Source organism: Alteribacillus sp. JSM 102045, from assembly GCF_041949975.1.
Classification (GTDB): Bacteria; Bacillota; Bacilli; order Bacillales; family Marinococcaceae; genus Alteribacillus.
Genome location: NZ_JBHFQG010000006.1, coordinates 1 through 12,606, shown reverse-complemented (window position 1 = coordinate 12,606; position 12,606 = coordinate 1). Strand labels below are relative to the sequence as shown.

The following is a 12,606-nucleotide window of genomic DNA, read 5'->3' as shown; positions in this document are numbered from 1 at the left end:
GGCATGTATAACGTCCCTGCAGTTTTTTTCATTTATGATTCATGGTCTTTGCTGTAGGCATTAGTATATGTTGATATACTTCTTTCTCCATTGTCAGTAGTGCATTCAAATCGGTCGAACACATAATCAGGAGAATCGGTGTGTAATGTTCGTTCGTAATGGTGCTGAATAAGCAAAGTTTTACCTGGCTTTCGAAAAGTAAGGAAATTTACTCCTTTGAAAGAAGAAGTGCCTTCAGATTGCAAAAGTTCATATAGTAAACGATTGTGGCAGTCCACTAAATTATTTTGATTAAATCCAAAAGAGCGGATTCTGTTTAAGAGACTTTTGCGGGCAGGGTGTTCTAATTCATTTAATAGGATAGTAAATGGCTGAAATTGTTCTTTATGGATTCGCACCCAATTGTCTTTTTTGGCTCGGTGCTCTTTTCCTTTATTATCTTGAAAAGTGTAATATTGCTTATAGGTTACTGGAATCCATGTACTGCCAGCCTTTTGAATTTCAAGCTCAAATGGGCATCCGTCTAAATCCAGTTTATCTCCATTTACGGATTCTGTAAGGTATAGGGACCCATCTTTTTCTTGAATTTGATAATATACATATGGGTCGTCATCTTTTTGATTTTCTTTCTTATTTATTGGTGGAGACGGAAAAGAAATATCTCCATAAATTAAGCCGATTTCTTGCCATTTTTCAGCAGCTTGCAATTGTTGGTTTGAAGTATGGAACAATTCATTAATGGTGGATTGAATAGCCTGCACAACCGATTCATTAAAAGATAAGTTCCATTCCATATCAGGCAAATGGATTTTTGAACCAGGAACAGTGACGTAAACATTCTTTTTTTCATCTATCGTATCAGCTGCCTCGAGTTCAGGAGCTTTAGCCAGTCCCAGGATGAACACTTTTCCAGACCAGGTTTTTTTGGGAGGAGTAAATACTTCCTCTAAACGGCCATAAAAAACACCTTCTATTCCTTTATCAACGAGTACGGTGCTGCCTTTATATTTAGTAGCTTCATTTCGATTCATGGAAACCCTCGCTTTAAATTTAGTTTATTTCTCTCGGTGCACATTTTCCATCAGCCGCTAAGGTAGATGGGAAAGACCGAAGTTATTACACACTGTATAAGAACTGTGACAATTGATTCAAAATAAGAGTGTCGAATCATACACTATTATGTGCTGATTTAAAAGTATCGTTTATTACTACCTGCATAGCAAATATACAAACGATTATATGTGCAGACAGGTTCACTTCATTATACGAAAAAAAAGGGTCTTCCGGCAAGAAGACCATTATAAGTCATTTGGAAAGATAATCAAAAATGCCCATAGCTGAAACAGCTGCATCTATTTTGATAATAGTGATAAATGGGTGATTCTCATCCAGATGCTGCAAAGAATAGTGGCTTAAAACTTCTTGGACTAACTGATCAGCTAAAGACCCAATCGCTAAACCTTCCTCTTTCAGCAATTTGCCTTTTTGCACAAATTGCGGCAGCCAAAATGTTATCTGCTTTTCAATTTCATCGAAATTTTGAGAAGGGCCGTAATGCCCAAAAAATATATAGGAAGGTTTGTAAGAACGAATGAGTGCAAGAGATGCTTCCATTTTAGCAGGATCAAATTGATTAGGTGAGGTGGAAGGTAAATATATTTCTTTTTGAAACTCTTTTGCATCCGTATACTGAATTCCTATAGTATCTCCGGTAAATATCCCCTTACTCTTAGAATCTACAATGCTAAAATGATGAGCTGCATGGCCTGGAGTGTCAAGAAAAGTTAGTCTTCTGTATGAAGATACAGATAGAATTTCTTGATGATCTTTTACAATAACTTTTTCTTCCTCTATAGGAACAACTGGATCAAATAAAGAGTCAAATTGGTCTCCATAAACAGCACGAGCCCCTTTTACAAGACGGGAAGGTTCCATTAAGTGTCTGGCGCCGCGAGGGTGTACGACGACTTTAGCATTTGGACAATCTTTTAATAACAGGCCTACACCTCCAGCGTGATCGAGATGCACATGCGTAACAATAATATATGTAACGTCATGCAGACTTCTCTTTAAATAGTCAAGGCTTTTTTTGATTCGTGGTATAGAAAGGCTCGGGCCTGTGTCAATTAATGTTAAGTTTTCTTCGTTAATAATATAAGTGCCGGTCCGGTTAGGTAAATGAAGATCAAATCCATCTGACATCCAAATATTATCAGTTAATAGTTCTGGTTCTTTCCACTTCACAATATCAAGCCTCCTTGTAAGGGTTTACTATAATGTAGAGAAAAACGATGCAATACTGCCCATTTTACTAGTAATATTTAAAAAAAGTTTTGCTTTAAAAAAATTCTAATCAAACATATTTTTATTTTTGGCTGCTGGGTATCGTTTTTCATATAATTTCAAAAGCTGTTCCATTTTTTCTACTTTTGTGTATTCTGCCTTTTCTCTCATCGCACGGATGTTGATTTCCATTTTTGTTAGTGTTTCATATAGTTGTTCTGTTCGTGCGTTTTTATAATCTGAAGAAAGTGATAAATATGTTTTGATTAATGAAGGAATATCTTTTTGCAGAAGCCGTTTAATAGTATATTTCTCTTCGATTTCAAGTAGCTCATATATTTTCCCTGTTCGTTCGATTTCTTCAATTAGCCTCTTTAGTCGATTTTCTAATAAATTTCCCAGGATTTTGTATTGGGGCTCTAAAAAACTTTCAAGCTCTTTAATAAAAGAAAAAGGTTCTTCAGATGATTGAATAAATTCTTTATCTTCTTTTGGAGCAGAGGAAAAAGAATGTGCAGTTTGATGATTTGATGTCGATTTTTCCATTAACCCTCCGAGCAGCACTTCATCAAGCAGTTCACATTTATAAAATATCCCCTGAAAAAAATTAGATTTTTGAATACTGCGTACAAACGTTTGTCCGTTTTTAATATATTGCACTGTAGCTTCCTTAAAGCGGTTTTGACGACTTTTGGGAAGGTGGGCTTTGCGAATGTATTCTATAATAATTCTCTTCTTAATCGCAGCCTCTGATTTAGGTGTTTCATAGCTTAGTAATTTCATTCGCTTTTGATTTATTTTTAAGCGAAAATGAAATGTCTTTCCGTTTTTTTTGAATGTTTGTGCTGTTTTTACTTGCTTGCCGTGCTGAATCAACCGGTCCAGCGCTGCTTCTGTATCGTGAACAAGATCTAAGCCGTGTGCATCTGAGAAAATATGATCATCTACCGGACGTAAATGGTCAGGTAAGAATTTTTCAAGCCAGGGGTGTGTAAGCCAGTCTTTTGTCAATGCGACCACCTTCTTAAGCGAGGTTCAAGGTTATTTTTTAAACCTTATTCTAATAATTTTGTTTTCATTTGTTCATTTAATTGATCAAGTTCGGTAATAAATTTTTTCCCTGATTGTACAATACGCTCATTAGACTGTTCTGTCATTTGAATTGCTGAATAGACATCTTCATATGCTTTTCTAAATGTTTCGATTGCAACAGCAGGTTCCTCTAATGTTTTTAATGTATCTTCGGTATTGTTTTTCAGCATTTCAGCATTGCTTAATATCATATTTTCGGTGGCATCATTAACACTTTGAATTGCATTAATGACTTTACGCTGGTTACCAAGTGCAAGCTGAATAGAAGCAGTTACGGTAATAATATTTTTTGTCATTGTTATAGCGTTGAAAATAGCTTCTTCTAATTTTTCATTGTTATCTAAAATTAAATCTACCGATGCGAGCGACTGCTGTAATACCATGACGGCCTGGGTCATATTTTTGATTCTCGAGACTACTTTCTGCTGCCCTTTTTGAAGAGTGCTGGGGTTGTGCCGCCATTCCTCTTTTGTCATCTCACTTTCAAGCATTTCATTTAATGTTTTACCTGTCTGGATTTGCTCTTCTAGGTCAGCGATTCGAAGTTTTGCCGTTTCTTTTAACTGTTCTAGCATGACATTGTCTTCTTGCAGCTTATCGCGGCCGGCGAGCAAACCTTCTATTATATTTTCCACCTGGGCTTCTACTGTTTCATACTTTTTGGCATATTGCTCCATTGGGTTTCTCCGCAATATTTTGTTCAACGTTTTCTGCCATTTTCCCTCTTTTAAATAATCGGGTTCAAGTTCACCTACCATCCCTTTTAATTCATGAAGCTTTTCTGGAAGTTCGTTATCTTTTTGATTCATCATTTCTCGTACAGGTCTTTTTAAAGCATCTAAAGAGTCGCCAGCTTTTTGTTGTTCTGCCTCCCCTAAGCCTCCAAGAGCTGTGACTAAATCCTTTGAACTGTCAGCTTCTTTAAACTGCTCTAAAAAATTTTCTGCTTTTTGTCTCGCATCACTTGTTTCATATTCATCATTATGGTTGTTTTGTTCTTGAGTCATTCAGGCTTCCCCTTTCTAAAACCTTTTCATATATAAAAGCGGACACAACGCTTATTAGTTTTGCGTATTATAGGATTATTATATCATTTATTGTCAGGTTTCGTAGTTAATCCCTTTTCTTTCTTATATGAATTAGGTACGATGTAATCTACTAAGAAGTTTCGGGCACTGATCATTTTTTGCAGGCAAGGAATCGCTATATTTACAATAAAAGGAGTGTTTGAAATGTTTAAAAAATATTTCACGCTTCAAGAAGCGAATAAACTGCTTCCTGCTGTCAGGGAAGAATTGGCTCATCTTCAGTATTTGCAGCGGGAATTTCAAGCGGTTTATTATCAACTTCAGGCTGTTAAAAAAGCGGAGTTAGAAGGGAAAACTAAAGACACGGATGACATTTTTATGCTTGAATCAACTATTGATTTTTTAGAAATCCAAGCTCAATGTTATGTTCGTCAATTAGAACAGGCAGGTATCTTTATAAAAAGCATTGATGAAGGGCTCGTTGATTTTCCTGCAAAGGTAGAAGGGCAGTCAGTACTTCTTTGCTGGAAGCAGGGAGAAGAATTTATTACGCATTATCATCATTTGTTTGAATCTTTTAAAAAAAGAAAGAAAATTTATAGTACAGATGATGAAATAGAGGGAGGTTTATAATGTGTCTTATCGTTTTTGGCTACAGGGTGCATAAAGAATTCCCATTGATTGTTGCAGCAAACCGTGATGAGTTTTATTCGAGACCGACAGAGCCTATCCATTGCTGGCCCGGCTCTTCAATCATTGCTGGAAAAGATAAAGAGAAAGGCGGAACGTGGATGGGGGCTACAAAAAGCGGGCGATTTGCTGCAATAACCAATGTGAGAGCTTCAAGGCAGCAAACTGCAAAATATTCTAGAGGAGAAATTGTAAAAGGTTTTTTAGAAACGAACAGTCCGCATTGTTATTTAGAAGAATGTAATTCTAGGAATGAAGATTTTGATGGTTACAATTTAATATGCGGAAACAGTCAAAAATTATATTATGCGACAAATCAGGACAAGCAGGTGAAAAAGCAGTTACAGCCCGGGGTGTATGGGCTGAGTAACGCCTCCTTAAACACCCCCTGGCCTAAAGTTAGGAAAGCAAGAAACCAATTTACTGAAATTATAGAGTCTCAAGCAAATTTCCTTTCACCCAAACTTTTTTTTGATCTCCTTTCTGACACTAAGGAAGCAAAAGAGCAAGACCTGCCGGATACCGGAGTCAACAAAAACCTTGAAAGAAAACTGTCCCCGATGTTTATAATCATGGAAAATTATGGAACGAGATCACAAACTGTATTATTTTTTAAGAATGATGGCAAAGCGATAATGGAAGAGAAGACTTATGACAAAAAAGGAGAGAGAATAAACCAAAAGAGTTTAAAATGGAAGTTGGAAATAAGTGAATAGTTATGCTTTATAACGCATAAATATTTAAAAACTATATTTTTTCATAAATAAATATTAAAAAAAATAAGTGAAAAAAACGCCGTAGAAAGCGTTTTCATTGAGTTTTCTTTATGTGAAATAATTTGCCGAAATGTCAGAAAAATGATATGCTTTCGTATATTAGATAAAACTCCAGGGATTTAATTTGGTAAGATAGTTTTGAGAGAGGTGGAGAGGGCAATGATATATCCTTACATTTCACAGAGAGAAGGCCTTTACGATTCTGATTTTGAGCATGATAACTGTGGAATCGGGTTTTTGGCCAATATTAAAGGGAAGAGATCACATGACATCGTGAAAAAAGCCCTTGACATTTTGGTTAACCTTGAACACCGCGGTGGTCAAGGGGATGAACCAAACACTGGTGATGGTGCCGGTATTTTGTTACAGCTGCCGCATCGTTTTTTCAAAAATAACGAAAAACAATTAGGCTTTGAGATTCCTCAAGAAGGATTTTACGGAGTGGGAATGGTTTTTCTTCCTTCGGACGACCAAAAAAGACAACAATGTGAAAAAGAAATAGCTCAGGTTATAGAAGAAGAAGGTCAGACCGTTTTAGGTTGGAGAGAAGTCCCAGTAGATGACTCTATGATCGGAAAAGCCGCCCTTAAAACTAAACCTGCTGTATACCAAGTGTTTATTGGCCGAAACGAAAAAGTAGCTTCGAGAGAAGAGTTTGAGAGAAAGCTGTATGTCATTCGAAAGCGTGCCGAACATGAAGCGGGGAACAATTTAGAAAATGGCGATTCTTTCTACTTTGCCAGTTTGTCTTCCAGAACCATCGTTTATAAAGGAATGCTAACAACGGAGCAGGTACCTCAATTTTATAAAGATGTAAATGATAAAGATTTTGAAACGGCTGTGGCACTTGTTCACTCCCGCTTTTCAACGAATACTTTCCCAAGCTGGGAACGAGCGCATCCAAACCGTTATCTCATTCACAATGGAGAAATTAACACGATAAAAGGGAATGTGAACTGGATGCATGCTCGCGAGGCTGTATTTCGTTCTGAATTATTTGAAGGCGACTTGGAAAAAGTGCATCCAATCATTGACCATCACGGCAGTGACTCATCTATGTTCGATAACACGTTCGAATTTTTAACATTAGCTGGCCGTTCTATGCCGCACGCAGCAATGATGATGATCCCGGAGCCTTGGCAGAATGATCCTTTAATGAATGAAGAAAAGAAAGCTTTTTATCAGTTTCACAGCTGTTTAATGGAGCCCTGGGATGGTCCGACTGCCATTGCTTATACAGACGGGAGAAAAGTTGGGGCTTGTTTAGATAGAAACGGCTTGCGTCCAGCTAGATATTACGTAACAAAAGATGATCATATTTTGATGTCTTCAGAAGTAGGCGTTTTAGATATTGACCCAGAAGATGTGCTGTACAAAGAACGCCTTCACCCAGGTCATATGCTTTTAGTCGACATGGAAGAAGGACGTATAGTACCTGATGAAGAAATTAAACATTCTATAGCTTCGGAAAAGCCATATAAAGAGTGGATCGATAATTATATGGCTGATTTAGAAAATGTTATGGAAAGCCAGGATGTTTATAATACAGAATTTGATAAATTAGAACAAAGACAGTTAGCTTTCGGCTATACGTATGAAGAGCTTGGGAAAATGGTGAAACCAATGGCTGTAGAAGGCGTAGACCCGGTTGGCTCTATGGGTTATGACTCACCATTGGCTGTATTATCTAAAAAGCCGCAGCTTCTGTATAATTACTTTAAGCAATTGTTTGCCCAGGTAACTAATCCTTCCATCGATGCCATTAGGGAAGAACTGGTGACAGCTATAGGCACGACGATTGGTAAAGAAGGCAACCTTCTTCATCCAGAACCTGAAAGTGCCCGACAGCTTTTCTTAAAGACGCCGATTTTAAACAATGAAGACTTTGCAAAACTTCGTGCTAATAAAAAAGCAGGTTTTCAATCAGTAACCCTTCCTATGGTATTCGAGGCTTCAAAAGGGAAGGAAGAATTAAAGCCTGCGCTGGATCAATTATTCGCTTCTGCAGATCAAGCAGTGGAAAATGGAGCTACTGTGATTATTTTAAGCGACAGAAATGTGGACAGTCAGTATGCACCTATTCCTGCACTTCTAGCTGTTGCCGGACTGCATCACCATTTTATCCGCAATGGTATGAGGACCCGTGTGAGCCTGGCAGTTGAAACGGCTGAACCTAGAGAAGTACACCACTTTGCAGTACTGCTTGGTTACGGTGCAGAAGCAATCAATCCTTATCTTGTTTTTGATTCAATAGACGGGATGATTAAAGATCAATTAATTGAAGGCACTTCTTATGTAGAAGCAGTACAGAAATATATTAAAGCAGCAACGAAAGGCATCATGAAAGTTCTTTCTAAAATGGGAATCTCTACCATTCAAAGTTATCGTGGTGCGCAAATATTCGAAGCTGTAGGCATTGATTTGAAAGTAGTTGATGAATATTTCACATGGACTCCATCGAGAATAGGCGGAGTAACACTGGATATTATTGCAGAAGAAGTGCTGATTAGACATAACCGGGCTTTTACAGAACAAGAAGGTCAAGATAAAATATTAGACCCCGGTGATGATTTACAGTGGAGAAGAAATGGAGAACCGCATCAATATAACCCCCACACGATCCACATGCTTCAGCATGCAGCGAGAAAAAATGACTACGAATTGTATAAAAAATATTCTACTGCTATCAACGAACAAGAAAAGGAACAAACATCGTTACGTGGATTACTTGCTTTTGATAAAAAGAAAACAACTCCTGTGTCTATAAATGAAGTAGAACCAGCCTCAGAAATTGTGAAACGCTTTAAAACAGGAGCCATGTCATTTGGTTCCATTTCCAAGGAGGCCCACGAAGCACTTGCTATTGCAATGAACCGAATTGGCGGTCGTTCCAACACAGGAGAAGGCGGTGAAGACCCAGACCGCTTTAAACGAGATGCAAATGGCGACTTGCGCAGAAGTTCCATTAAACAGGTTGCTTCCGGCCGTTTTGGGGTAACCAGCCATTATTTAGTGAACGCAGATGAAATCCAAATAAAAATCGCTCAAGGTGCTAAGCCTGGAGAAGGCGGTCAATTACCTGGCAATAAAGTATACCCATGGGTTGCAGAGGTCCGCGGAACAACAGCGGGAGTAGGATTGATTTCGCCTCCTCCTCATCATGACATTTATTCGATCGAGGATTTAGCTGAGTTAATTCATGACCTTAAGAATGCTAACCCATCTGCACGAGTCAGTGTGAAACTCGTATCCGGAACCGGCGTTGGAACAATTGCTGCCGGGGTAGCTAAAGGCCGGGCTGATGGACTTGTAATAAGCGGCTATGACGGCGGAACGGGAGCGGCAGCTAGAACTAGTATTAAGCACGCCGGCCTGCCATGGGAAATTGGTCTGGCTGAAACACATCAAACACTCGTGCTTAATAACCTTAGGAACCGTATAAAAGTAGAAACAGATGGGAAACTCATGACAGGCCGTGATGTAGCAATTGCCGCACTTTTAGGTGCTGAAGAATATGCGTTTTCCACTGCTCCGCTTGTGGTTTTAGGCTGTGTTATTATGCGTGTCTGCCATTTAGATACTTGTCCGGTAGGGATAGCAACGCAAAACCCTGAATTGCGTAAAAAATTCATGGGCACTCCGGATCATGTAGTAAACTTTATGTATTTTATTGCAGAGGAAATGCGTGAACTGATGGCAGAATTAGGATTTAAAACTGTTAACGAAATGATAGGAAGAACAGACGTCCTAGAACAGAAAAAAGGTGTCGACAACTGGAAAGCAAATACTATTGATTTGACAAACCTTTTATATAGACCTAATAAGTTAGATCAATCTAACCATTTTGGCCACCTTGAGCAGGATCATATGCTGGAAAAGTCCTTAGATCACACTACTTTATTAAAAGCAGCTAACCAGGCTATTACTAATAAAGAAGCTGTTTTTGGCGAATTCTCTGTTAAAAATACGGACCGTGTTATCGGTACAATTGTTGGCAGTGAAGTAACGAAACATCATGGAAGCGAAGGTCTGGAAGAAGACACTATCCGTTTTACTTTCAGAGGTTCAGCTGGGCAAAGTTTTGGAGCTTTCCTTCCTAAAGGAATTACTCAAACATTAATTGGGGATGCCAATGATTATTTAGGTAAAGGTCTTTCAGGCGGTAAAATTGTTGCATACCCTCCTGAAACTTCTACTTTTGCTCCAGAAGAAAGTATATTAATAGGTAATACAACTTTCTATGGCGCAACATCGGGAGAAGCATATATTCGCGGAGTTGCCGGAGAGCGTTTTTGTGTCCGGAACAGCGGTGTCAATGTTGTAGTTGAAGGGGTTGGCGACCATGGCTGTGAATATATGACTGGAGGTACAGTAGTAAATCTTGGAGGAACCGGCAGAAACTTTGCAGCAGGTATGTCCGGCGGAATTGCTTATGTGCTGGATAGAGACGGAAATTTCGCTGACTACTGCAATCAGGAAATGGTTTATTTAGAGGCATTAGAAGATGCAGAAGATATTAAACATCTGAAAAGCTTAATTGAAAAACATGCCTACTATACGGAAAGTTCTCTTGCGGAGAGCATCTTACAGCAATGGAAAAACTCTGTCTCTAAATTTGTCAAAGTAATTCCAAAAGACTATAAACAAATGATGGAATCTATTGAAATGGCCAAAAAAGAAGGCTTATCCGAGCAAGAAGCTATCATGAGTGCCTTTAATGAAACGAAAACAAGTAAGGCAAGAGTTGGCGGCAAGTAATTAAATAATATGAAGCAGCGGTAAAAGGAGCAGGAAATTTTGAAAAGAAAAAATTTCTTTCATTAACCGCTGTAACAAACACCAAGATTTAGAATGTCTGGAGTGAGAGATGTGGGGAAACCAACAGGTTTTATGGAGTATACAAGAGAAGCTCCTCCTAAAAAAAACCCGCTTGCCAGAGTGAAAAACTGGCAGGAGTTTCAAATAATAATGCCTGAAGAAAAACTGCAAAAGCAGGGAGCGCGTTGTATGGATTGTGCAGTTCCTTTTTGTCAGGCAGGTACTGCAATGGACGGTTCAGGTGAGATTGGCTGTCCGGTTTATAACCTTATTCCTGAATGGAATGATCTTGTGTACCGTGGTAAATGGAAAGAAGCATTAGAACGCCTTCATAAGACAAATAACTTTCCTGAATTTACGGGGCGCGTTTGCCCGGCACCTTGTGAAGGGTCGTGTACGGTGGCTTTAAATGACGAACCGGTTACTATTAAATCGATTGAATTTCACATTGTGGAAAAAGGTTTTAAAGAAGGCTGGATTAAAGCATCACCTCCTAAAAAACGTTCCGGTAAAAAAGTAGCAGTAATAGGCTCAGGACCAGCTGGGTTAGCTGCAGCTGCTCAGTTGAATAAAGCAGGGCATTATGTTACGGTATATGAAAAAGATGACAGAATCGGCGGGCTGCTCACTTACGGTATACCGGATGTGAAGCTTCCTTATCATATTGTAGAGCGCCGTTTAACGCTTTTAGAAGAAGAGGGAGTAGAATTTGTAACAAATACAGAAATTGGAAAAGATTACTCCACAGAAGACTTAAATAAAAACTTTGATTCCGTTATTCTTTGTACTGGTGTGCAAGTTCACCGCGATGTTCCTGCTGAAGGAAGAGGACTTGAAGGCATTCATTATGCAATGGACTTTTTACGTCCGAATACAAAATCTTTATTAGACTCTGAGCATAGAGATGGAAATTATATCACTGCTGAGGGCAAGAATGTAATTGTAATCGGCGGCGGTGATACTGGCGTTGACTGTATTACTACCTCTTTAAGACATGGATGCAATTCACTTGTTCAGTTTGATATTCATCCGGAGAAAGACAGCACACGGGATGAAGACAATCCATGGCCGCTATATCCACAAGTATACACTCAAGAAGAGGGTCACAAGGAAGCAGAAGCAGTCTTTGGAAAAGATCCTCGTGCCTATAAAGTGATGACCAAAAAGTTCGTAGGGGATAAAAACGGCCGCGTGAAAGAACTTCATACTATTGAAGTCGATACCGTATATGAAAATGGGAAAAAGATTAGAAAAGAAATTCCTGGAACAGAACGAGTATGGAAAGCAGACCTTGTACTGCTTGCCATTGGATTTACAGGACCTGAACAGGAATTGCTGGAGCAAATGGAAATTGAAACGGATGAGAGAAGTAACGTGAAAGCAGAATACGGAAAATATACTACCAACCAAGAAGGTATTTTTGCTGCTGGCGACAGCAGAAGAGGACAAAGTTTAGTAGTTTGGGCAATTCATGAAGGAAGAGAAGCCGCAAGAGAATGTGACAAGTATCTAAAAGGCTCAACTAATTTACCATAAATTCTTCTACATCCCCAGTCTAACAGGCTGGGGATGTAAATTACTTAAAAATTTGGCTCTATTATAATTGTTGGGGTATGAAAAAATTTAGACATAAAAAAACACGCAAGCTCCAAAATCCTTTACACTTGAATTGTCCAAGAAACAAGAAAAAGATTGGAGTTGCGTGTAGATGCATTTTAACATGAAGTGGCCTGGATTAGAAGACGTAGTGGTTACCAAAACGGAAGAGATAGGGGAGGCATTTTATCTCCACGTGGAGGTACCCCGTAAATCCCATCGGTGTCCAGCATGCGGGGAAAGAACAAGCCGAGTCCATGATTACCGTATCCAAAAGATCCAGCACCTTAAAGTATTTGAACGAACGTCTTATTTATTTTATC

General features: G+C 38.8%; 9 protein-coding genes. 5 read left to right on the top strand and 4 right to left on the bottom strand.

Annotated elements, in window-relative coordinates; all coding sequences use genetic code 11:
- Positions 1 to 32: 32 nt before the first annotated feature.
- The 4 genes from ACE1TI_RS05850 to ACE1TI_RS05835 all read right to left on the bottom strand — a co-directional run bounded on the left by ACE1TI_RS05850 (position 33) and on the right by ACE1TI_RS05835 (position 4,382).
- On the bottom strand, positions 33 to 1,031 hold the full coding sequence (locus tag ACE1TI_RS05850) for a DUF2777 family protein (RefSeq protein WP_375006650.1): 999 nt from the start codon (positions 1,029 to 1,031) through the stop codon (positions 33 to 35).
- A 274-nt stretch (positions 1,032 to 1,305) separates the two neighbouring features.
- On the bottom strand, positions 1,306 to 2,244 hold the full coding sequence (locus tag ACE1TI_RS05845; protein ID WP_375006649.1) for an MBL fold metallo-hydrolase: 939 nt from the start codon (positions 2,242 to 2,244) through the stop codon (positions 1,306 to 1,308).
- Positions 2,245 to 2,349: 105 nt separating this feature from the next.
- Positions 2,350 to 3,294, bottom strand: a complete 945-nt coding sequence (locus tag ACE1TI_RS05840) for a hypothetical protein (protein ID WP_375006648.1) — start codon at positions 3,292 to 3,294, stop codon at positions 2,350 to 2,352.
- A gap of 44 nt (positions 3,295 to 3,338) precedes the next feature.
- Positions 3,339 to 4,382, bottom strand: coding sequence for a toxic anion resistance protein (locus ACE1TI_RS05835; protein WP_375006647.1), 1,044 nt, complete (start codon positions 4,380 to 4,382; stop codon positions 3,339 to 3,341).
- Between the two features lie 225 nt (positions 4,383 to 4,607).
- Here ACE1TI_RS05835 and ACE1TI_RS05830 point away from each other — a divergent pair, with 225 nt between their 5' ends.
- From ACE1TI_RS05830 to ACE1TI_RS05810, 5 genes are all read left to right on the top strand, one after another.
- Positions 4,608 to 5,036, top strand: a complete 429-nt coding sequence (locus tag ACE1TI_RS05830) for a DUF2203 domain-containing protein (protein WP_375006646.1) — start codon at positions 4,608 to 4,610, stop codon at positions 5,034 to 5,036.
- Positions 5,036 to 5,809 carry an NRDE family protein gene (locus tag ACE1TI_RS05825; RefSeq protein ID WP_375006645.1) on the top strand — a complete coding sequence of 258 codons (774 nt, stop codon included), beginning with the start codon at positions 5,036 to 5,038 and terminating at the stop codon, positions 5,807 to 5,809. The genes ACE1TI_RS05830 and ACE1TI_RS05825 overlap by 1 nt, the downstream gene beginning before the upstream one ends.
- Before the next feature lie 219 nt (positions 5,810 to 6,028).
- Positions 6,029 to 10,627: a glutamate synthase large subunit gene (gene gltB, locus ACE1TI_RS05820; protein WP_375006644.1), complete on the top strand. Its 4,599-nt coding sequence runs from the start codon at positions 6,029 to 6,031 to the stop codon at positions 10,625 to 10,627.
- A gap of 111 nt (positions 10,628 to 10,738) precedes the next feature.
- Complete coding sequence (locus ACE1TI_RS05815; RefSeq protein ID WP_375006643.1) at positions 10,739 to 12,223, top strand: glutamate synthase subunit beta; 1,485 nt, start codon at positions 10,739 to 10,741, stop codon at positions 12,221 to 12,223.
- 172 nt (positions 12,224 to 12,395) lie between these two features.
- A partial coding sequence (locus tag ACE1TI_RS05810; protein ID WP_375006642.1) for a transposase family protein occupies positions 12,396 to 12,606 on the top strand: 211 nt, incomplete at its 3' end.

Coding starts and splice junctions, on each gene's coding strand:
- ACE1TI_RS05850 (WP_375006650.1), bottom strand. CDS start 1,031: ATGAATCGAAATGAAGCTACTAAATATAAAGGCAGCACCGTACTCGTT.
- ACE1TI_RS05835 (WP_375006647.1), bottom strand. CDS start 4,382: ATGACTCAAGAACAAAACAACCATAATGATGAATATGAAACAAGTGAT.
- ACE1TI_RS05830 (WP_375006646.1), top strand. CDS start 4,608: ATGTTTAAAAAATATTTCACGCTTCAAGAAGCGAATAAACTGCTTCCT.
- ACE1TI_RS05825 (WP_375006645.1), top strand. CDS start 5,036: ATGTGTCTTATCGTTTTTGGCTACAGGGTGCATAAAGAATTCCCATTG.
- gltB (WP_375006644.1), top strand. CDS start 6,029: ATGATATATCCTTACATTTCACAGAGAGAAGGCCTTTACGATTCTGAT.